The sequence below is a fragment of the Ignatzschineria cameli genome, from assembly GCF_003121895.1.
Classification (GTDB): Bacteria; Pseudomonadota; Gammaproteobacteria; order Cardiobacteriales; family Wohlfahrtiimonadaceae; genus Ignatzschineria; species Ignatzschineria cameli.
In genome coordinates this window covers 567299-589140 of record NZ_QEWW01000001.1, presented here as the reverse complement: position 1 = coordinate 589140, position 21842 = coordinate 567299, and the positions used below count along the sequence as shown (strand labels likewise).

The window sequence follows — 21842 nt, the reverse complement described above, 5'->3', positions numbered from 1 at the left end:
TAAGACTTTTAAGAGGTGATCTAGGTTAATTTTACCCATAAAATATTTTCTATCTCTTAGATGTTTTATGCTATGTTCAATTTAAGTGTTAGAGTAAATCTCTTTAAGAGATGTATCACAAAGATCTAAGATCGATCAGCGCCATTAGTGCGTTAAAAGTAAAAGACACGGTAAGATGTCGAAAATATTGGATGGAGGAGAAATAGGGCTGATGACAGCACTATGGATAATATTGGGGGCTACTCTAGCATCCCCTTTAAGTTGCATGTTACATCTCCTGTATCATGATATTTTCAAACAATTACCTCTCTTAAGCTTTTCTGCTTCGACTTTATCGTCTGATATCTCCCACTGTTCAATATTATTAATATTTTTTAATACATTTTTAATATATTAAGTATTTATATCAACAAAATAATCATAATATCTTAGGAGGATTTATGAATCGTTTAATTCAACGGTTAATCGCCACTTCTGTGTTAGTAGGTGGTTTAATCATGGGTTTTTCACATGCGGATGAGCCGATTGTGATTAAATTTTCACATGTTGTTGCTGATACCACCCCTAAAGGGCAGGGCGCATTACTCTTTAAGAAGCTAGCGGAAGAGCGTCTTCCAGGACAGGTACAGGTAGAGGTCTATCCTAACTCATCACTCTATGGTGATGGGCAAGAGATGGATGCATTACTGGTGGGCGATGTCCATATTCTTGCACCTTCTTTAGCAAAATTTGAGCACTTCCAGAAGAAGATTCAACTCTTCGACCTCCCTTTCCTCTTCGATAATATGGAAGCATTAGATCGCTTCCAACAATCAGAAGCGGGTCAATCTCTTCTAACAAGTATGGAAGATAAGGGTATTACAGGTTTAGGTTATTGGCATAATGGTTTAAAACAGCTCTCTGCTAATAAAGCGCTTCAAGTTCCAAGAGATGCTCGTGGTCTTAAATTCCGTGTACAAAACTCAGCGGTATTAGATGAGCAATTTAAAGCACTTCGTGCAAATCCTCGTAAAATGGCGTTTGCTGAGATGTATCAAGGTTTACAAACAGGTGTTGTAAATGGTGCTGAAAACCCTTATACCAATATCTATTCACAAAAAATTCATGAAGTACAATCGCATATTACAGAATCAAACCATGGTGTTCTCGATTATATGTTGATCACAAATACTGATTTCTGGAATGGTTTGCCGGAGAATGTCCGCAATGAGTTAACAGATATTATTGCTGAAGTTACCGTTGAGGTGAATAATCAAGCCGCGGCACTCAATGAGCGTGATAAGCAGAGTATCATTGATGCTGGAACAACAGAGATTATCTATTTAACACCTGAGCAACGTGAAGCATGGCGTGATGCGGTTCGTCCAGTGTGGGAGAAATTCCAAGATCAGGTGGGTGCTGAGTTAATTGAAGCAGCACTTCAATCGAATAATCCGCAGTAGAAACCCCTTCTTAATATCATCAAAATTTAATCACTCCCCTTAGCCGAACAATAGATTAACTACTATTGATTATGCATTGCATTACTACCGCATTACTATTGGCTAGGGGGAGTTGATCCCTGTATGTAAAAAAAGAGAGGATTTCGAATGTTTATCAGTACATATCAAAAACTTGATAGGGGCTGGCAGCAGATTGAAAAATTTGTCACAGTTCTCATTTTAAGCGCGATGACTTTCGTGACTTTTATCTATACGATGCTCAATAATCTCTACACTCCCTTTTATAGCTTAGCGGATTGGGTTGCCGGGGATGAGCCATCAAAATTGGAAGATTTTTTCCTCGATGTAGGGGATGCAATGATGGATCTTGCAACCTCAATGAACTGGTCTAATCGCTTTACCGCAGCCTGTTTTGCATGGTTAATCTTCTTTTGTATGTCGTATGGCGTGCGTATCGGCGGGCATATTGGTGTCGATGCTTTAGTTAAATTATTTCATAAGCCGATAAAGCGTTTTCTAGCCTATATTGGTCTTGGAGCATGTCTCCTATATGGTGGAATTATGCTCTTTGCTAGCTTAGATTGGGTGCTTAATTTCTACAAACTTGGAACTTTAGCTGAAGATCTCGATCGTTTTGGGATTAGACGCTGGCATATTACGATGATTGTTCCCATCGGTTTTCTCCTTCTAATTCTGCGTTATCTTGAGATCGGATATAAAATTATTACTCATCAACAAGATGGTTTAGGTCTTGCAGATGAGGCAAAAGATGCCCTCGAAGAGATTGCACATGCTGAGCATATTGAGTTGGCAGATGATCAATTAGGAGCGAAAAAATGACCATATTATTCTTATTTGTGTTGCTCTTTGCCCTGATGTTGATCGGTGTTCCGGTTGCCATTTCTCTTGGGTTATCGAGTGCATTAACTATTATCTTCTTCAGTCCTGATTCGCCCCGCAGTTTAGCGATTAAGATGTTTGAGACATCTGAACATTCAACTCTTTTAGCGATCCCATTCTTCTTGATTGCGGGTGCTTTTATGACAACGGGCGGGGTAGCTCAACGCTTAATTGATTTTGCCAATGCTTGTGTCGGCCATATTAGAGGGGGGCTTGCAATCGGTTCAGTCCTTGCTTGTATGCTCTTTGCGGCACTATCGGGCTCAAGTCCTGCAACAGTTGCCGCCGTAGGTTCAATTGCTATTGCCGGCATGGTTAAATCAGGTTATAGCAAAGAGTTTGGTGCTGGAATTATCTGTAATGCCGGAACATTGGGAATCTTAATTCCTCCTTCAATCGTAATGGTTGTTTATGCCGCTACTACAGAGCAATCGGTGGGTAAAATGTTTATGGCCGGTGTTGTCCCAGGCTTACTTTTAGGGGTAGCATTAATGGCGGCAATCTATATTGTTGCGCGTGTTAAAAAGCTACCAGCACAACCTCGCGTCAGTGTTAAAGAGTGGTTTGTCGCATTTAGACGTGCGCTTTGGGGCCTACTCCTAATGGTGATCATTTTAGGAGGTATCTATAGTGGTATGTATACACCAACGGAAGCGGCAGCTGTAGCGGCAGTCTATTCAATGTTTGTAGCGTTATTTGTCTACAAAGATATGCGGATTAGTGACTTTTCGAAGGTGATGTTAGAGTCGGGTAAGATGACGGTGATGTTGATGTTTATCATTGCTAACGCCATGCTCTTTGCCCATGTTTTAACAACAGAGCAGATTCCACAATCGATCGCAAGTTGGGTGATTGAGATGGGCTTCTCTCCATGGATGTTCTTAGTGATTGTCAATATCGTCTTGCTTATTGCAGGAAGTTTTATGGAGCCATCAGCCGTTATTCTGATTTTGGCACCTATCTTCTTCCCCATCGCGATGGAGCTTGGTATCGACCCTATTCATCTAGGGATCATTATGGTTGTAAATATGGAGATCGGGTTAATTACACCGCCTATTGGTCTTAACCTCTTCGTCTCTTCAGCTGTAACGGGAATGCCTATCACAAGTACGATTAGAGCAGCATTACCATGGTTGATGATTCTTATCTTCTTCTTGCTCTTGATTACATATATTCCTTTCATCTCACTTGGATTACCGACTTTCTTAGGAATGATGTAATGCGAGATTTGGATCTCTATGATTGAGAGATTATAAGAGATAAATTATAAGGAATAAGTAAAGGAATAAGTACAAAGCCATACACTCAGCGGTTAGAGTGTATGGCTTTTTTGTATGGGTTAAGATGTGTGGGTTAAGAAATAGGGGGAGAGATTAGATTGAATCCATTGGAATGCCTAAGCGCATATATTCATCGACCCGCATGCGAGAGTGGAGTCGATAGCGAGCGGCAGGATAGATAAATTCCGCATAACTGATTAGGCCGATCGAGCTCCATGTTCTTCGTTTAATATCGAGACAAGCAGAACCAAGCTCTACTTGTAGATAGCGACTTAGAGTCTCATCTGCAAGCGTTGCCTCAATTGAATGCTCCATCTCTGTCAGGTCATAATTCTTTAAAAGAAATCCACTAGGGGATATTTTTAAGAAATCTTGCTCAAAAAAGTTAGGGACAAGATGATGGGGAATATAACGCTTCTCAACCGCTAAGGGAAGATCATTCTCAAAGTGGATAATATGGCAGAAATAGAGGGTCGATTCGATCGGTACTTCCAATTTTTTCGCCACCAAACCACTTGCCGGCAATAATTTTTGTGCAATGATCTCAGCACGATGGCGATTACCACGATTCTCAATTTCTCCGACAATATCGACAACTGTCAATGGCTGTGAGCTCGCTTTCTTTGGCATTACAAAAGTGCCACTTCCTTGAATCCTTTTAAGAATATTTTGTCTACTGAGTTCTGTAATCGCTCGATTAATTGTCATTCGACTCGCATTAAAGAGCTGTGATAACTCCTGTTCGGTGGGAATCTGCTCACCTTCTCCATATTCATTATTCTCAATCTTTTCAAGAATATAGTTCTGAACTTTTTTATATATTGGGATCGACATGCATATTTTTCCGGCATTAGATAAATGAGTAGGGCAAATTATAGCCCACAACCCTAGCTAATTCATTATTATCTCATGCCAAAATCGGCATGTTATCGGCTTTTTGTTTGTTATCTTACAGATGAAATTGCACTGTTATCAAAGCTTTTGCAGAGGTCTTTAGTATTAATGTCTATACAATAATTAAATGTATAGACATTTGGAAATAGCTATGTATATAATGAAATTAGCTTCAGAGCTAAAGAAAGAAAAGAAAGAAATTGATTAATCATAGATTAAAAAATAGATTAAAAATTTGAAGCTTTAAGTGTCGGGTTTAGAGAGGAGACCGACGTAGGTGGATCGATACCTATCATCGCTCTTTAATTCTCTAAACCCCCAGACTTTTAAGATAAAAGCTTCGATCGAATAGAGAAGATCTTCATAGAAGAGAGATCACAATACAATCTTAGTTTGGGAGGATAAGACTTATGTCTAATAATGATCGTTATAGAGATGTAGAGATTCGAGCACCGAGAGGAACAGAATTAAATGCTAAGAATTGGCTGACAGAAGCCGCGCTTAGAATGTTGATGAATAACCTCGATCCCGATGTTGCTGAGAATCCTAAAGAGCTCGTAGTTTATGGTGGAATTGGTCGAGCAGCTCGTGATTGGGAATGTTTTGATAAGATCGTTGAGACATTAAAAGCACTAGAAGCGGATGAGACATTGCTTGTCCAATCAGGAAAACCTGTAGGCGTCTTTAAAACTCATAAAGATGCTCCAAGAGTCTTAATTGCAAACTCCAATATCGTTCCCCATTGGGCAAATTGGGAGCATTTCAATGAGCTCGATAAGAAGGGCTTAATGATGTATGGGCAGATGACTGCCGGCAGCTGGATCTATATCGGCAGCCAAGGAATTGTTCAGGGAACCTATGAGACCTTTGTGGAAGCAGGGCGCCAACATTATGGTGGTTCTTTAGAAGGAAAGTGGATTTTAACAGCTGGTTTAGGGGGAATGGGCGGTGCTCAACCTCTTGCGGCAACACTTGCAGGCGCATCTTCTCTCAATATTGAGTGTCAACAATCGAGCATCGATTTCCGCCTTCGTACAGGATATGTTGATGAGCAAGCAGATGATCTTGATGATGCCTTAGCGCGTCTTGAAAAGTACACTAAAGAGGGGAAAGCGATCTCAATCGCACTTCATGGTAATGCGGCAGAGATCTTGCCGGAGCTCGTTCGTCGTGGCGTTCGTCCTGATATGGTGACAGACCAGACGAGTGCGCATGATCCGCTACATGGTTATCTCCCTATTGGTATGACTTGGGAAGAGTACAAAGTTGCCGCTAAAGAAGATCCTGCGGGAACAGTACAAAAAGCAAAAGAGTCGATGGGTAAACATGTTGAGGCGATGCTAGCATTCCAAGAAATGGGCATCCCAACTTTCGACTATGGTAATAATATCCGTCAAATGGCAAAAGATGTCGGCGTAGAGAATGCCTTCGATTTCCCAGGATTTGTCCCTGCTTATATTCGCCCACTCTTCTGTCGTGGTATCGGTCCATTCAGATGGGTTGCATTGTCAGGTGATCCAGAAGATATCTACAAGACCGATGCGAAAGTAAAAGAGTTGCTTCCAGATAATGAATCCCTCCATCGCTGGTTAGATATGGCAAAAGAGCGTATCCATTTCCAAGGTTTGCCGGCACGTATCTGTTGGGTTGGTTTAGGTGATCGCGCAAAATTGGGACTCGCTTTTAATGAGATGGTTCGTAATGGTGAGCTTTCAGCACCGATTGTAATTGGTCGTGATCACCTCGACTCAGGATCTGTATCTAGTCCGCACCGTGAAACGGAAGCGATGAAGGATGGTTCAGATACTGTTTCAGATTGGCCACTTCTCAATGCGTTACTCAATACTGCAGGGGGCGCAACCTGGGTTTCTCTCCATCATGGTGGTGGCGTTGGTATGGGCTTCTCTCAACATTCAGGAGTTGTCATTGTTTGTGATGGAACTGATGAAGCTGCTGAAAGAATCGCACGTGTCTTAACGAATGATCCCGGAACAGGGGTTATGCGTCATGCTGATGCAGGTTATGAGATCGCAATTGAATGTGCAAAAGAGCAAGGCTTAAATCTACCGATGGTGAAGTAGTTTAGCTTGATCCTGTGGATCGATCATGGGGTCAGATAACGTTGAGTAGATAGTAGATAGATATTCTCTGATGGCTCTTTCAAATCAATTTCTTGCCGATAAAGGTATTGGATTCGATCTTTTAATGGATCATTTAATAACTCTTTTCACGGTAAGAGGTGAGTGATAAGCGCTATTAGAGAATATCATTTTTTGATTAAGTCGAATTAAGTTCAGTTAAGTTCAGTTAAATTTGATTGAGTTCAATGGTATTAAGTCAGCCGATTGAGTTCGGTCAGGCTCGATTGGATTTAAGTGAGCTTAAGCGAGTTAAAGAAAATTAAAAAAAGAGAGATCATTGAGAGATCAGTAGGGGGAGAGATGAAAAGTTTTTGGCAAAAAACAGCTAATAATATCTGGATAGGACGTGATGATAGTCACGAAAGCCCAGCTTCAAAGCGTATGTTTCAAGTTGTACCTATTGCAGAGAATCCTCAAGTTGATTTTGAGAATCGCACTGCTTTAATCGGATTTGCCTGCGATGAAGGGGTAAAGCGAAATCGAGGAAGAGCAGGCGCAGCTGCAGCACCAGATCAACTTCGACGAGTTTTTGCAAACTTTGCAGCCCATCAAGGACATGAGAATCTAATTGATTTTGGCACTATTCATTATCAGGAGTCTTTAGAGGCTAGCCAAAAGGCATTAACAGATTTAGTTGTCATCTTGCAACAAAATAGCAATAAAACGGTTGTTTTAGGGGGTGGGCATGAGACAGCCTACGCTCATGGGTTAGGGCTCTATAAGAGTCATCCGAATGCTAAAATTGGGATTATCAATTTTGATGCTCATCTCGATATGCGTTTGGCAGAGGAGTCTACCTCAGGAACGCCTTTTAGAGAATTACAAGAGTTTTGTCAAAGAGAGAATCGTCCATTTCACTATCTCTGTATTGGGGCGAGTGAAGTGGGTAATACCGGTTCTCTTTTAGAGACGGCAGAGAGTAGTGGGACTGAGATTATCTGGGATTATGAGTGTCATTGGGGAAATAGCTCATCGCTTGAGACTCAATTAATGGCATTTTTAGAGAAGGTTGATCTGATCTATCTTAGCTTCGATCTCGATGCCTTACCCCCTAGTGAGATGTTTGCGGTCTCCGCTCCCGCTTCTTTAGGAGTAGATCCTCAGCTCTATCTTCATTTAGGGAAAAAGATTAAAGAGAGCGGAAAGCTACAAGCGCTCGATTTTGTGGAGTATCTCCCTGCGCGAGATCAGGATGATCTTTGTGCTAGAGTCGCAGCTCGCTTTATCTGGGAATTTACACGAGGATTGTAGCTATCGACTTTATCGACCCAACTCATTTTTCATTTTAAGAGTCGGGTCATTTAAGTTTTGTGATAAATAAGTAAGAGGAGAGTAGATTATGCAAAATCAAGAGAGGAATCAGACAATTTGGCACAACTGTCAAATCGCAACGATGGCAGATGGGCGTTATAATTTGATTGAAAAGGGCGTAATAGTGACCGAAAAGGGGAAGATTCGTTGGATCGGGTCAGAAGCGGACTTTTCTTATACTGATTACATTCATTATCACAAGTGTGATCTTGAGGAAAGATTAGTGACCCCGGGTTTTATAGATTGTCATACTCATCTTGTATTTGGGGGAAATCGTAGTGAGGAGTTTGAAGCGCGTTTAGAAGGGGTTAGTTATACAGAGATTGCTAAACGTGGTGGAGGCATTCAGAGTACAGTTAATGCAACGCGTCAGGCCTCAGAAGAGGGGCTCTTTCACACCGCTAAAAGACGGATCGAGCATCTGATGGCAGATGGTGTGACCACAGTTGAGATTAAATCAGGGTATGGATTAGATCTAGAGTCTGAATTGAAGATGCTCTCTGTAATCGCTCAATTGAAGAAGGAGATGCCAATCTCGATTCATACCACCTTTTTAGCCGCGCATGCGCTACCAAAAGAGTTTGGCGATGATTCCGATCGTTATATCGATTATATAATTGAAGAGGTACTACCGAAAGTCGTTGAGCATTGTGATATTGATGCGCTTGATGCTTTTTGTGAGCATATTGCATTCTCTCCGGCACAAGTAGAACGCCTCTTTATTGCCGCTAAAGAATATCAGATTCCCATTAAATTACATGCTGAGCAGCTCTCCTCTTTACATGGTTCTACGCTAGCTGCCAAATATGGCGCATTATCCGCAGATCATATGGAGTATGCAGATGATTCAGATGCTAAAGCAATGGCAGAAGCGGGGACTGTCGCAGTTCTGCTTCCAGGTGCTTTCTATATGTTAAGAGAGACACAATATCCACCTATTGAAGCTTTTAAACGGGAAGGGGTGAAGATTGCACTCTCAACAGACCTCAATCCCGGAACTTCTCCACTACTTTCACTCCGTTTAGCGCTCAATATGGGTTGCACGCTATTTAAGTTGACGCCAGAAGAGACCCTCGCTGGGGTGACCTATAACGCTGCTTTTGCTTTAGGGGTAGAAAAAAGTGAAGGCTCTTTAGAGGTTGGGAAATTGGCGAATTTTGTCGCGTGGGAGGTGACTCATCCAGCAGAGCTGAGTTATTGGTTAGGAGGAACCTTAAATAATCGAGTGATTTATCAAGGGATTGAAATCTCAAATCCTATGAATAAGTGATAGTAGGAACTGATAATAACGAAACGATAACAACGATAACAACGATAACAACCGAAAGACTTAAGGTGATATAGAAAAGGAGATCACAAAAAAGAGTACAAAAAAAGTGTGTCAAAGTACTTATAGAGAGAGTAGAGCAAAATAGAACAAGAATAGAACAAAAATAGAACAAGAATAAAAAGAGAGTATAAAAATATATCGGAGGATGATATGGACGATGTTATAAGAGATGATAAAAGGAAAAAGCGTTCGGAAGGCATGATGCTTACGCACCTTTTTCTCTATAGTTTAGTAGGAATAGCCCTCTTTTTTATCTCAATCGATATTGGGGGAAAAGAGACCATTATGTTGGATCATATTGCAGGATTTGTGATTCATCAGCTAAGACCTTTTGCTCTCACGGCAATTATGTTAATTATGGCCTTTGGAGCATTTTATCCCTATATTTCAGGGAATTATAAAAACTCTATTAGCGAGAAGATCTTCTCAGCCTTTAAAGTTTTAGGTTTTATTTTAGCAATCCTCTATTTAACGGGATGGGCGCCTGCTTGGGCGATGACCCCAGATATGTTGCCATTTCTTTTTGAGAAGTTAGCGCTGTCAGTTGGGCTCTTAATTCCTGTTGGTGCTGTAGCTCTTACCTTTCTGTTAGGATTTGGTTTTTTAGAGTTTGTTGCCGTCTTTATGGAACGCTTAATGCGCCCACTATTTAGAACCCCTGGGGGATCGGCGATTGATGCGGTTGCTTCATTTGTTGGAAGTTACTCTATCGGTCTACTCATTACAGATCGTGTCTATCGTCAAGGAAAATACTCCTTAAGAGAGGCGATGATTGTTGCAACAGGTTTTTCAACAGTTTCGGCGACCTTCATGATTATTGTGGCGAAAACGATGAATTTAATGGGGGCTTGGAACTTCTTTTTCTGGAGTACCTTCCTGATTACCTTTTTAACCACAACGATCACTGCCTATATTCCCCCTATTTCCCGTTTAGATAATCGAGCAGAGAATCCTCTTCCAGAGAGTGGTAAAGATCGAAGTCGTTTAGCACATGCAAAAGATCTTGCGATTACGCAATATCGAGCAAATCCTGGGTTATTGATCTCTCTTTGGCGAAACTTTAAAGATGGTTTGAAGATGTCATCAGTTGTCGCCCCTTCGATTTTAGCGATAGGATTTACCGGATTAATTCTCTCTAAATACACTCCTCTTTTTGATTGGATTGGAGTTGTGTTAAAGCCGGCACTATTGATGACGGGATTAGAGGGTGCTTCTGAACATAGCGGCGCTATTGCATCGGGATTAGCAGAGATGTTCTTACCGGCAATTTTACTCAACGAAGCAGATCTCTCTATCCGTTATATTGCGGCGGTTACATCAATCGGCAGCGTCCTCTTCCTTTCAGGAAGCGTTCCTTGTATTTTAGCAACAAAGATACCTGTAAAATTTTGGCAAATATTGGTGATCTGGTTTATCCGTACGGTACTCTGCCTAATTTTTGCAAGCATTGCTTTTAGAATTGGAGTTGGAGCCGGTTGGTTAGGTTGATATCTTATCTTGAGATATTTTAATCGAAAGTTTCTTTTATTAGCCCAGAAAGAGCCGACACTCAGGTGTCGGTTTTTTTATCCCTTAACACAAACAATCTGTTTTAAGGTATGAACAACCTCAACGAGATCTTTTTGAGCAGCCATAACGGCATCAATATCTTTATAAGCCATTGGGATCTCATCGATAACAGCACTATCTTTTCTGCATTCAACCCCTTTTGTTGCGTTTTTTTGATCTTCAACTGTAAAGCATTTTTTAGCTTCTGTTCGGCTCATTACTCTGCCGGCACCATGGGAGCAGGAGTGAAAGCTATCAGGATTACCTAAGCCTCGGACAATATAACTTTTAGCGCCCATCGATCCTGGAATAATCCCTAATTCACCTTTGCGGGCAGAAACAGCCCCTTTTCGTGTAATATAGATCTCCTCACCAAAGTGTTGCTCTTTTTGAACATAGTTGTGGTGGCAATTGACAGCGACGGAGGTTGTTGTAAAAGGTTTTTTAATCACCTTCCGTAGCGCTTTGATACTATTTTTCATCATCACCTCTCGATTAAGATGCGCATAGTTTTGCGCCCACTCAACAGCTTCAACATAATCTTCGAAGTGTTTTGTCCCCTCTTTGAGATAGGCAAGATCTTTGTGGGGAAGATTGGCAATATGGCTCTCCATATCCTTTTTTGCTTGAGCGATAAAGAAAGTGCCGATGGCATTACCAACACCTCGAGATCCACTATGAAGCATAATCCAGATTCGATCTAACTCATCAGTACAGAGTTCTATAAAGTGATTTCCTGTTCCAAGCGTGCCAAGATGATGATAATGATTGCTCTTCTCTAATTTAGGATATTTCGCTGTAATTTTCTGGAAGTTAGGGAGTAGTTGTTGCCAATAGTGATCCACTATCTTTGGAGGCTCCTGCCAGCTACCAATATCTCTTCGGCCTCTACCTACAGTTCTGCCATGCGGAACCGCCTCTTCAATCGCAAGACGAATAGGGTAGAGATTATCGGGCATATCTGCCGCAGTTAAAGAGGTTAGAACTGCAATCATTCCACAGCCTATATCAACGCCGACGGCTGCTGGGATAATCGCTTTTTTAGTAGGAATAACAGACCCGACAGTGGAGCCCATTCCCATATGAGCATCTGGCATTGCCGCGATATGGCGAAAAATAATAGGTACCTGCGCTGTATCAGATAGCTGCTTTTTTGTCTGTTCATCAAATGGAACCCCTTTTGCCCACATCTTGATGGGAACGCCATTGGGGATCTCTTTTTGAATATAGGCGCGATCGCTCTCTGACTGTGGATGATTCTTTTTTGGGGGCATATTTTTCTGATTTTCTTTTCTCATCTCTTTATCTATTTTTAATTAATTTTGATGAACATTAATAAGTATAAATAAGCACAAATAAGTATAAATATTTTTTAGTAAATATGATATATATCAATGGATATTGATGAATCATTTTGAGGTATCTGCTTTGATAGAGCTCGACTATATCCATTATATCTTAATGCTGATATCACAATGCCGGTTCTCAACAGGATTCTCCTGATATGCAGGTTTGTGTGGTAGCATTATGGAGTAGTAACGATGAGATAACCGATAATAGCATCAATCGAAGATGCGTTATGGTACGGATCAATCTTATCACTTAGGTATCGCGCAAAAATTGAGAAGGAGGTTAACATGAGGGTCGAAAAAGTTAGGAAGAGAAAAGTGCGTTGGGGGAAATTCTTAATGGTGAGCACATTATTGGGGGTAACTCACTTATCAACATCTGCTTCAGATTATCTCTTTGTACAAGATGCTCGATATTATCTCGGTGATGAGAGGCGTGTTTGTGGCTTAATCACAGGTTTTAAAAGTGAAAATAATCAATTAGAGATTCTGTTTGAACAGCGGAAGGAGAAACCACAATTTATTGTGGAAGTAGGAAACTTAAAGAAGAAGATTGCGGTGGAAGATATTGAAGCGCTTCAGCATCACCTGGGAGCAGAAGCCTGTATCTTTGGCACAATTAAAGAGAGAGAAGGGATACCGATGATCAGTACCCCTTCATTTGAGTCGTTAGAGATTATTCGATACCTTTAACCATTTTTTACCCGTTTAGCGGCGACAGCTATGAACAGCTCGATACTCCTCTTTGAGCTTTGGCGTTAAGATCGTTAAGGTGCCGGTTTGTGCTTTGACAAAGTTATCTTCATATACTTCATCAACTTCAAGTGTCATTAAGACATTATTATCTGTATTACTCCAGATATAGAGATGTTCAGGCTCAAAATGGGTTCTCTCTAACTTGATCGGCATGTTTTTTAATTTAATTACCATCTCTTCATCATTTGAGAGATTCCCTAAAGCAAGCTCTACTTTTTCTGGGTTTTTAAGAGGGAAGGGTTGTGAAAGCGAGATATCACAACGATAGACAAGTTTTTTAAGCTCTATTTGGGGACGCGCATTTTCTTTTTCTGTTTCGGCATTATTTGTATTTTGATTATCTACTGTCGCTGATTGTTCCTGCTCTTTAAGATTATCTTGCTGAGCTTCTACCGTTGCTGGCGTTTCTTTCTCTGATGAGGCGCTCTTGTCAGACTCAGAATCTTCCTTTTTCAGCTCAAATCCTAATGTTTCAGCATACTCTTGATCACTCATTGAGGGGGTCGTTAATGCCGGCATTTTGGCGGTTGCTAATTGAGCTGATCCTAAAATAAGGGCGATGGAGAGTGTCAAAAAGGTTCTTTTCATCGATTCTATTCCTTGAGAATATAGAGTTTGATAAGTTCAATTTTATCACAATCGTTAGAAAATTGAGTAGACAGATAATCTTGTGAGAGGCGTCGATATATATCCAATTTTATCTACCCGATCTTTTTTTAGCGTTCTCTATAGTTGCAATTGATCCCTTTAGCCCCCATTCATCTAAGAGATAGACTTAATAAGCAATAAGGAATAGAGATCCAATGAAACCACGCCTTTTAATATCGGAGAGTGTTAATCCACTCTTTAACTTAGCGGTAGAAGATGCCATCTTTCAGACAATGGATGCCTCTCAACAGGTTCTGTTTTTATGGCGTAATGACCAAACGGTAGTGATTGGTCGAGGGCAAAATCCTTGGAAGGAGTGTAATACTCAGAAGATGGAGGAAGATGGCATTACGTTAGCGCGCCGAAGTAGTGGCGGGGGTGCTGTTTATCATGATCTCGGGAATACAAATTTCACCTTTATGGCGGGAAAGCCCGGCTACAATAAAGAGAGCTCGACGGCCCTTATTTTAGCGGCACTCCGCTCTCTTGGTATTGAAGCGCAGAGCTCTGGACGAAATGATATTGTTCTTCTACAAGAGGGGCAACCACGGAAGATCTCAGGTTCTGCTTATCGAGAGACAAAAGATCGAGGCTTTCATCATGGGACGCTCTTAATCGATGTTGATTTTGGAAAGTTGAGTCGTTATCTCAATCCCGATCCTAAGAAGTTGCAGGCGAAAGGGATCAGCTCCGTACGTTCGCGTGTTGCTAATCTTGTGGAGTTTAATCCAACGTTAAATCATGAAATGATTTGTCGAGCAATAGAGACGCAATTTATTGAGAAATTTGGTGAAATTGAGGAGATTGAGTACATTTCAGAAGAGCGACCCCCTAATATTCCCGGGTTTGCAGCGATCTACGAAAAGCAACGCAGCTGGGATTGGAATTTTGGTCAAGCGCTCCATTTCTCCCATATGCTCGATGAGCGCTTTCCTTGGGGTGGTGTTGAGATTCATCTCGATATTCCGAGAGGAGGAAGAATTGAGCAAGCTAAAATTTTTACAGATAGTCTCTTTGTAGAACCATTTGAGCAATTAGCAACGGCATTAGTAGGAGTCCGCTATCATGGGGATGAGGTGGAAGCGACACTGATGACCATCGAAGAGCAGAATCCTCAGTTTAGTGAAGAGTGGCAACAATTTAGCGATTGGTTTATTGAGGCTATTCGTTGAGCATAACTAGTTCAAGGGATTCATTTCAGTATCTGCTTTTTTTAGTTATGAATAACAATTATGGGTGAATATATTGGTAAATGATATGAAAAAAATAATGGAGATCTATCAAGCTCCTGATTCTCACTGGGTAGGAGATGCATTTCATGTGCGCTCCCTCTTTATCTACAATAATCATGGACGTTATCTAAATCCTTTTCTATTATTAGATCGGGCTGGACCTACAGATTTTGAGCCGAGTGATAAGATCCGAGGCGTAGGTGCCCATCCCCATCGTGGATTTGAGACGGTAACATTGATCTATGAAGGTGAGGTGTCTCATCGAGATTCGACAGGAGAGGGCGGGACTATTGGGCCTGGAGATGTTCAATGGATGACTGCTGCGCGTGGTGTATTACATGAAGAGATGCTCTCTGAATCTTTCTCTAAGCAAGGTGGAAAGCTCGATATGGTGCAGCTTTGGGTCAATCTTCCAGCAGAGCAGAAGATGAAAGATCCACGATATCAGCAGATTCTTGCGGCAGATATTCCGCAGTTTTCACCAAGTGAAGGGGCTATTATGCGGATCATTGCCGGGAAATACCCGCCTGATAACGCACAATCAGTAACCATAGGAGATGAAGCTTCACATTATCATGGAGCGGCTAAGAGCTATACGCCGGTAGATTTATGGGATCTTCATCTGCAAGCCAGAGCGACAACTTCGCTCGCATTACCTCAAGATCGATATGTTGGGATTGTTCTTCTAAAAGGGGAGATCCTCTGTAATGGAGAGAGACTCAAAGAGACCGATTTAGTGATATTGGCTAAAGAGGGAGATACGGCTACTTTCGAGGCGGTAACTGAATCGAAGATTTTACTTCTAAGTGGTGAACCTATTGAGGAACCCGTGGTAGGGCATGGCCCTTTTGTGATGAATAGTCGTGAAGAGATTAAGCAAGCATCACTCGATTTTATGAGCGGAAAATTTGGCGCGTTGTAGTGTAATAAAATTATTAAATAGAAAATCGGATAAAAACTAGATAGAAACAGAATAAACAATTAAATAAGTCGCTAAATAGAGCGGTAAATAAGGTATAATAAGTGTCAATAAATAGTAATTATATATTATCAATTATTGGTGTCTATTATTGACATTGATAATACTAATAATACTGGTGATACTCCATAATACGGATAGTATTAAAAGTGACTTAAATTAGGAGATAGAAAGATGAGTAAAACAAAAGGTGATGTTGTTAAAGAGAATATTACAAAAGCTGCAGAGAAATTGGGAAATGTAGCTGCTAAGTTAACAGATGAGACAGTTGTAAAGACTCATGAAGCAAAACGTGCATTGGATGATCAGATCGTTGCGCTTAAAGCAAAGCGTGAGTCTCTTGCAGATAATGCTGATGATGCAAGAAAGACATTGGATGAAAAGATTGCCCAATTAAAAGAGAAAGCGAAAGAGTTATCGAAAATAGCGAACGATAAAATTCAAAAAATGTAAATTTTATTGAGTATTTGTTTAGCTACTTTAACTATTTTTGTGTAGATTAGACGGTTTCATTCTGTAGCGCTTACAAAGAGAAGAGAGGTGATTAGTGATAATAGATTATTACTAATCCCTCTCTTTTTATATTTTAAAAGAGAAGGAGTAAAGATAGAATATCGTAAAAGTAGAGTATAAAAGCCGAGTCGCTTTTTTAGAGGATCTTCCCGTTTAAGAATTAATAATCATGGTGATGGCTAAGATCAGTCATCAGATCGCTTATAAGGTTTTTCGTAAGATTTCTCGTGAAATTGCTCAATAAAAAGATCGATAGAGAGAGGAGTCAGGCATAGAAAAAATAAATATTATTCAATTAAATATATTGTTTGATTTAAGAGGACTCTCTATTTTAGAAAAAGAATGTGAAATAGATGATTTAGAAAAGCTGTTTGTATAATTGCTGAACTAGTATTCAGATAGGACACCTGATAAGATCAAGAACATGATAAGTTGATAATTTATCATATTCACACCTTTTAATAGCCCTTTTAGCGATTGCTAAGAGGGCTTTTTTTATGGTTATTTTTCACTCAAGAATGGTTTTCACCTTGAATTTCTAATTTGGAACTCCATCTATTATCTATTCAGATTCTATTTAGATAATTCTTATTACCTAGTTTTATCTCATAGGATCTACCAAATAGATATACAAGATAGATAGTTATAGATGAAGCTTTATAGTGCTCAGATCTATCACGTTATTTAATCATTGTTTAATGGAGTCAAAATAGTTATGACAAAAGAGACACATGCAGAAACAATGCAGTTTCAGACTGAGGTTAATCAGCTCTTAAATTTGATGATTCATTCTCTCTACTCAAATCGAGAGATCTTTCTTCGTGAGTTAATCTCTAACGCATCTGATGCATTAGATAAGCGTCGTTTTGAGGGGCTTACCGATAGTAAATTGATTGATGGGCAAGGAACGCCACAGATCGATCTTGCGTTTGATAAGGAAGCGAAGACCTTAACAATCACCGATAATGGTATTGGTATGACCCGTGAAGAGGTGATTGAGAATATTGGAACAATTGCAAAATCAGGAACAAAGGCATTTTTGGAGCGTTTAGAAGCGGATCAAAAAAATGCATCGCAACTGATAGGGCAGTTTGGTGTTGGGTTCTATTCCGCCTTTATCGTAGCGCATGAAATTGAGTTGATTACCCGTAAAGCGGGAACCGATGAGAGTGAAGCGACTCATTGGCAATCAAAAGGGGAGGGAGAATTTACCCTAACGCAAACAACGCGTGATAGAGCAGGAACGACAGTTATTCTACATATGCGTGAAGATGATCTCGATCTTCTCAATGAGTGGTCGATCCGCGATATTGTAAAAAAATATTCAGATCATATCGCTTATCCCATTATGATGGGGGTTGAGAAGCCCATTCCACCGAAAGAGGGGGAAGAGGCCGACGATCTTAAGCATGAGATTGTAATTGAGCAGATCAACTCTGCAGAATCTCTCTGGCAGAGAGAGCGTTCTGAGATTAGTGATGAGGAGTATATCGCTTTTTATAAAGAGTTAACTCATGACTATACCGATCCTCTCTCTTGGAGTCATAATCGCGTTGAAGGTAATACGACCTATACCTCGCTGCTCTATGTTCCTGCCGTGGCACCGCGTGGCCTGTGGGATCAAGAGGTAAAATATGGTATCGATCTCTATGTTCAACGTGTCTTTATTATGGAGGGTTCCGATAAGTTAATTCCTCGCTATCTCCGTTTTATCCAAGGGGTTGTTGATACACAAGATCTACCACTCAATATCTCCCGAGAGATTCTCCAAAACTCAAGAACAATCGATACCATTCGTCAAGGATTGACACGCAGAAGTCTCTCAATGTTAGAGACACTCAGCCAAGATGAGGAGAAGTATCAAAAATTCTGGGGCGCATTTGGTCGCGTCTTAAAAGAGGGATTAGGGGAAGATTTCTCCAATCGAGAGAAGATTGCAAACTTACTACGTTTTGCTTCAACAACCACCGATGAAGAGACTGTTTCTCTTAAAGCTTATAAAGAGCGTATGCAAGAGGGACAGGATAAGATCTACTATATTACGGCAGATTCCCTCAATACCGCGAAAAATAGTCCTCACTTAGAGATCTTTAAGTCGAAAGGTATTGAAGTGATTCTCATGACCGATGTGATTGATGATTGGATGACAGGTTTCCTCCATGAGTTTGATGGCACTCCGATGGTGAACGTTGCTAAAGGTGATATTGAGCTCGACAAAGAGCAGGAAGCAGAAGAGAAGCCGGCGGCAAATGAAGAGGAAGTGAAGCTAATCGATCGTGTTCAGAAGGTGTTAGGGGATCGTGTTGAGAGTGTTAAGATCTCAAAACGTCTTACAGACTCGGCTTCAGTTTTAGTTCGTAATGAGCATGCGTTAAGTGGTCATTTTGAGAAGATGTTGAAGGAAGCAGGTCACGATGTGCCTTCAGTTAAACCTTGGTTGGAGATCAATCCAAAGCATCCTCTTTTAGTGAAGTTGAGCAAAACAGATGATGCTAAGGTAGAAGAGGATATCGCAATGCTCGTCTATGAAGAGGCGCAGCTCTTAGAGGGCGCACAGCTCGATAATCCCTCTGAGTTTGTAGCGCGACTCAATCGACTGATGAATGCCTAGAGATACGTAGAGATACGTAGAAATTAAGAGAAGATCTTCAAATTGATGAGGCTCAGATTGCGGCTCAAATTGAGCTTCAAGTTGAGATTCAAGTTGAGATTCAAATTAAGGTTTAGATTGAAGCCGTATAGCAGGCGATTCTCTTAGTAGTAGATTCTTAAAATAGATCCTTTATTGTGGCGCAATGTTATGATAAAGGGTCTTTTTTATTCACTTCTTAAGGCGTAGCTCTAGAAGGATTTTTCTAGGGCTCCGATCGATTGATCGGGAGGAGAGGTGTGGACCAAATCTTATCGTCTGCCTGTAATTCTTTCCATCTCTCTATTAGGAGAGTGGGCGCTGGATTTCCAGCTAACTGATTGGTCCGAACCCAATCAACATCAATTAGCGCACAAAGCAGTGCTGTATCGAGTTCTCCTGAGATTTTGTGCCATTGCCGAATTGTTGGTTGCCGTTCAATTTTTAATTGAAGAGGGAGGAGTGAGCCGACAATATAGTAGCCATGATCAGGATCATGCCAAACTTGCTTCATCCCGGGAATATGATTTAACCATTGAGAGCGAAGATCATGGAGGGGGATTTTAAAAAGCTCTGAGGCAATTTGGTGCCAAATTGTAGAGAAGGTACTATTAAATTTCTGATTTTTCTGTAATTCAGGGGTTGTGGCTTTCACCCTTTGAAAGAGCGTTTTAAAGGTTGCTCTTTTGATCTTATCAAAGAGTTCTTCGGTGATTCCGCGTAACTCAAAGTCTCGGCAATTGCTATTCCAGATCTCTAGAAGTTGAGGAAGTAGCTCCTCCATTAAAGTGAGCATCTTAACTGCATTTTCAGAAGAGAAGTGCGGATCTTTTTTTAATCTCTCTAAAATATTTGAGATGATTGTTAAATCATTTTTATAAATTAGCCAATCTCTAGGGGTCAGTTCTGAACGCTGTTTTAATATCTCTAAGATCTCATCCATCTCTTCGAAGAGGATATGGGGCCGATGATATTGAGGATCTAGCATCATGCAATTGATGCCCTCATTTTGCTGATCACCCTTTTTATGGAGCATTTTATGGAGCAAAATAGTTAATCGGCGTAGACGAGCATTAAATTTCTCTGTTGAAGAACCCCCATCAGGATCAAGTGCTTCAGGCGGGAAGTGATAAGGCCATTTTTGATAAATTTGTGCTAAGAGTGAGGCGAAAGTCTGACCAAAAGGTTGAAGATAGTGATTTAGTAATATCTGATGATCGCTATTATTATCCGAGATAGGAATGAGGATGGGGCGATCTGCCTCAACAGTAAAGAGATATCCGCATGAAATTAAGATAAGTTGTTCTGTTAGAAGATTTGCTTGTGCCGGCAATATTGTAGAGATTTTTTGTCGAGGATCGAGTAGTAAGGATTTGATCTGGAGCTCTTTTAAGCAGATATCGAGATTCTGCTCTAAGCTCTTTTTAACTGCCGGCAGTGAAAGATCTTCTAATTGATATTGGTAGTAATGCTCGGGAGGTGAAAATTGAATATCTTCCCCTGATCCATTCGCGCTTTTTTTCTGCGTCTCTGCTTCATCGATGGAGAGTGACTGAGGTTGTGCTGATGATTTTATTGTCTGTTCTCGATGAGTATCGATTGTTGGAAAGATCTCCTCTTTATGTAAAAGATCGTAGGGATTGATATTGAGATGCTGGATTGGTAATAATCCTTTGAATGCATTGGTCAGATGGTAGCGATCTTCGACAACATCGGCTCTTTGATCAATTAAGACTAATGTAGGGTGATCTAAATGGTGATTAAGTTGCTTGATTGAGGTAATGATCTCGAATTTAGTGGGAATATTGAGGTGTTGAAGAATCTTTGTCAGATAGTGAGAGATAGCGTCGGTAGAGATATTTTGACAGAGGCGATGATCGAGTAATGCAACCTTTTTTAGTGGCGGAATGGAGGGCGAGTAGCTTTTACTTTTAGGTTTTATGAGGATTTTCGAGTTTTTTGAGCTTTTTGAGGAGACATTTACGCGCGCCTTTGTCTGTGTGGGGAGTTTCATTAGTTTTAATTCTTTAGGAGAGAGCTGAAAACCATACTGTTTAGCAAGTGCGATAAACCTTTGCTGGACAGGCCCTAAAATTGCCGGCCAACTCTGTCGGCAGTTCTCATAAGATTTTAGATCAATAAAGGGGCGGGTAAGGCGATAGCGAGAGTTTTTAGCTATCTCTTGATAGAGTGGCGCTGTTGCAGAAATTTCGTGAGAGGCACGGGTTAATCTTGTCTCTTTAATCGCCCAATAATCTCTTAGGAATTGACGATCTCTCTCTCGTCCACTCTGCTCCATATTAAATTCAACTTCTCGCAGTAAAACGTTATGGTGAAAAAGAGAGATTTCTGTAATTGTTTGTTGATTTTGCGGAGAGTTTAGTTGCTGTGTTGCGCAATCGATAGCAAGAGCCTGAATGATTCCGGGTTGTGATGCTTTTTTCCAATGATGAAGGAGGAGAAGAGGACGGCCTAATGTATGGAAATTTCCATAATGAGAGGCATCAGCAAGACTTTTGCGAAAGAGGAGTCGAATCCAGATGGGATAGAATTGAGGATTGATAAGAACAGGTTCAACAAGAAGAGGTTTATGATCCGGCCCAAGGAGCGTTGGTGGTCTCTCATGGGCTTCATCAAGCGCTATAAAGAGAAAATTCTGCTCTAAAAAGGTCTTATGAAGATAGGGGAAGGGGGCTAAGCTTTTTCGCTGGAGAGCGCTGCTACCCTCGGAGATTTGGGGATATTTCTCATCTTGCCATTTGCGCCAGTGATTTTGACCTTTAGGAAGATGGTAGCGGTAGACAGGTAATCTCTTTGCTAGGCCTAGATCCACCTCATTATGATTAAAGTAGGTATCTGAGAGGCGTAATATTGCTCGCATCTCCTCCTT

Annotated in this window: 16 protein-coding genes; 12 read left to right on the top strand and 4 right to left on the bottom strand. The window is 40.8% G+C overall.

Annotated elements, in window-relative coordinates; translation table 11 throughout:
* The first annotated feature begins 440 nt into the window (after nt 1-440).
* The 3 genes from DC077_RS02295 (at nt 441) to dctM (ending at nt 3562) form a co-directional block, all read left to right on the top strand.
* On the top strand, nt 441-1442 hold the full coding sequence (locus tag DC077_RS02295) for a TRAP transporter substrate-binding protein (protein ID WP_109201135.1): 1002 nt from the start codon (nt 441-443) through the stop codon (nt 1440-1442).
* A 147-nt stretch (nt 1443-1589) separates the two neighbouring features.
* Nucleotides 1590-2282: a TRAP transporter small permease gene (locus tag DC077_RS02290; RefSeq protein ID WP_094568151.1), complete on the top strand. Its 693-nt coding sequence runs from the start codon at nt 1590-1592 to the stop codon at nt 2280-2282.
* The gene (dctM, locus tag DC077_RS02285; RefSeq protein WP_109201134.1) at nt 2279-3562 is read left to right on the top strand and encodes a C4-dicarboxylate TRAP transporter large permease protein DctM; all 1284 of its coding nucleotides are present in this window, start codon (nt 2279-2281) and stop codon (nt 3560-3562) included. Before DC077_RS02290 ends, dctM begins: the two co-directional genes overlap by 4 nt.
* 153 nt (nt 3563-3715) lie before the next feature.
* Here dctM and DC077_RS02280 read toward each other — a convergent pair whose 3' ends face one another.
* The gene (locus DC077_RS02280; RefSeq protein ID WP_109201133.1) at nt 3716-4456 is read right to left on the bottom strand and encodes a UTRA domain-containing protein; all 741 of its coding nucleotides are present in this window, start codon (nt 4454-4456) and stop codon (nt 3716-3718) included.
* A 470-nt stretch (nt 4457-4926) separates the two neighbouring features.
* On the opposite strand from DC077_RS02280, the gene hutU reads away from it, so the two are divergent.
* The 4 genes from hutU to DC077_RS02260 all read left to right on the top strand — a co-directional run bounded on the left by hutU (nt 4927) and on the right by DC077_RS02260 (nt 10786).
* Nucleotides 4927-6597 (top strand): urocanate hydratase, encoded by a 1671-nt coding sequence (gene hutU / locus DC077_RS02275; protein ID WP_109201132.1) that lies wholly within the window; start codon nt 4927-4929, stop codon nt 6595-6597.
* Between the two features lie 360 nt (nt 6598-6957).
* Entirely contained in the window at nt 6958-7908 is a 951-nt protein-coding gene (gene hutG, locus DC077_RS02270) for a formimidoylglutamase (protein WP_109201266.1), read from the top strand.
* 88 nt (nt 7909-7996) lie between these two features.
* Entirely contained in the window at nt 7997-9238 is a 1242-nt protein-coding gene (hutI, locus tag DC077_RS02265) for an imidazolonepropionase (RefSeq protein ID WP_109201131.1), read from the top strand.
* 258 nt (nt 9239-9496) lie between these two features.
* Nucleotides 9497-10786, top strand: a complete 1290-nt coding sequence (locus tag DC077_RS02260; protein WP_109201130.1) for a YjiH family protein — start codon at nt 9497-9499, stop codon at nt 10784-10786.
* A 77-nt stretch (nt 10787-10863) separates the two neighbouring features.
* Here the strand turns inward: DC077_RS02260 and DC077_RS02255 are convergent, their stop codons facing one another.
* Entirely contained in the window at nt 10864-12036 is a 1173-nt protein-coding gene (locus DC077_RS02255) for an RtcB family protein (protein WP_239990346.1), read from the bottom strand.
* A 447-nt stretch (nt 12037-12483) separates the two neighbouring features.
* Here DC077_RS02255 and DC077_RS02250 point away from each other — a divergent pair, with 447 nt between their 5' ends.
* Entirely contained in the window at nt 12484-12888 is a 405-nt protein-coding gene (locus tag DC077_RS02250) for a hypothetical protein (RefSeq protein WP_109201129.1), read from the top strand.
* A 15-nt stretch (nt 12889-12903) separates the two neighbouring features.
* On the opposite strand, the gene DC077_RS02245 is transcribed toward DC077_RS02250, so the two are convergent.
* Nucleotides 12904-13539 carry a hypothetical protein gene (locus tag DC077_RS02245; RefSeq protein ID WP_109201128.1) on the bottom strand — a complete coding sequence of 212 codons (636 nt, stop codon included), beginning with the start codon at nt 13537-13539 and terminating at the stop codon, nt 12904-12906.
* A 215-nt stretch (nt 13540-13754) separates the two neighbouring features.
* Between DC077_RS02245 and DC077_RS02240 the strand changes: the two genes are divergently transcribed.
* The 4 genes from DC077_RS02240 to htpG all read left to right on the top strand — a co-directional run bounded on the left by DC077_RS02240 (nt 13755) and on the right by htpG (nt 18934).
* Nucleotides 13755-14771, top strand: a complete 1017-nt coding sequence (locus DC077_RS02240) for a lipoate--protein ligase (RefSeq protein ID WP_109201127.1) — start codon at nt 13755-13757, stop codon at nt 14769-14771.
* A gap of 85 nt (nt 14772-14856) precedes the next feature.
* A complete protein-coding gene (locus tag DC077_RS02235) occupies nt 14857-15753 on the top strand; it encodes a pirin family protein (protein WP_109201126.1) in 897 nt (298 codons plus the stop codon).
* 231 nt (nt 15754-15984) lie between these two features.
* On the top strand, nt 15985-16263 hold the full coding sequence (locus DC077_RS02230; protein WP_109201125.1) for a hypothetical protein: 279 nt from the start codon (nt 15985-15987) through the stop codon (nt 16261-16263).
* A 775-nt stretch (nt 16264-17038) separates the two neighbouring features.
* Complete coding sequence (htpG, locus tag DC077_RS02225) at nt 17039-18934, top strand: molecular chaperone HtpG (RefSeq protein ID WP_109217816.1); 1896 nt, start codon at nt 17039-17041, stop codon at nt 18932-18934.
* Nucleotides 18935-19178: 244 nt separating this feature from the next.
* On the opposite strand, the gene DC077_RS02220 is transcribed toward htpG, so the two are convergent.
* Nucleotides 19179-21833, bottom strand: a complete 2655-nt coding sequence (locus DC077_RS02220) for a hypothetical protein (RefSeq protein WP_133243403.1) — start codon at nt 21831-21833, stop codon at nt 19179-19181.
* Nucleotides 21834-21842: the final 9 nt, after the last annotated feature.

Bases quoted from the DNA above. Each gene is read 5' to 3' on its own strand.
- DC077_RS02255 (WP_239990346.1), bottom strand. From the start codon at position 12,036: ATGTGGGCAAAAGGGGTTCCATTTGATGAACAGACAAAAAAGCAGCTA.
- DC077_RS02245 (WP_109201128.1), bottom strand. From the start codon at position 13,539: ATGAAAAGAACCTTTTTGACACTCTCCATCGCCCTTATTTTAGGATCA.
- DC077_RS02240 (WP_109201127.1), top strand. From the start codon at position 13,755: ATGAAACCACGCCTTTTAATATCGGAGAGTGTTAATCCACTCTTTAAC.
- DC077_RS02235 (WP_109201126.1), top strand. From the start codon at position 14,857: ATGAAAAAAATAATGGAGATCTATCAAGCTCCTGATTCTCACTGGGTA.
- DC077_RS02230 (WP_109201125.1), top strand. From the start codon at position 15,985: ATGAGTAAAACAAAAGGTGATGTTGTTAAAGAGAATATTACAAAAGCT.
- dctM (WP_109201134.1), top strand. From the start codon at position 2,279: ATGACCATATTATTCTTATTTGTGTTGCTCTTTGCCCTGATGTTGATC.
- DC077_RS02220 (WP_133243403.1), bottom strand. From the start codon at position 21,833: ATGCGAGCAATATTACGCCTCTCAGATACCTACTTTAATCATAATGAG.
- DC077_RS02260 (WP_109201130.1), top strand. From the start codon at position 9,497: ATGATGCTTACGCACCTTTTTCTCTATAGTTTAGTAGGAATAGCCCTC.
- htpG (WP_109217816.1), top strand. From the start codon at position 17,039: ATGACAAAAGAGACACATGCAGAAACAATGCAGTTTCAGACTGAGGTT.
- DC077_RS02280 (WP_109201133.1), bottom strand. From the start codon at position 4,456: ATGTCGATCCCAATATATAAAAAAGTTCAGAACTATATTCTTGAAAAG.
- hutU (WP_109201132.1), top strand. From the start codon at position 4,927: ATGTCTAATAATGATCGTTATAGAGATGTAGAGATTCGAGCACCGAGA.
- DC077_RS02250 (WP_109201129.1), top strand. From the start codon at position 12,484: ATGAGGGTCGAAAAAGTTAGGAAGAGAAAAGTGCGTTGGGGGAAATTC.
- hutG (WP_109201266.1), top strand. From the start codon at position 6,958: ATGAAAAGTTTTTGGCAAAAAACAGCTAATAATATCTGGATAGGACGT.
- DC077_RS02295 (WP_109201135.1), top strand. From the start codon at position 441: ATGAATCGTTTAATTCAACGGTTAATCGCCACTTCTGTGTTAGTAGGT.
- hutI (WP_109201131.1), top strand. From the start codon at position 7,997: ATGCAAAATCAAGAGAGGAATCAGACAATTTGGCACAACTGTCAAATC.
- DC077_RS02290 (WP_094568151.1), top strand. From the start codon at position 1,590: ATGTTTATCAGTACATATCAAAAACTTGATAGGGGCTGGCAGCAGATT.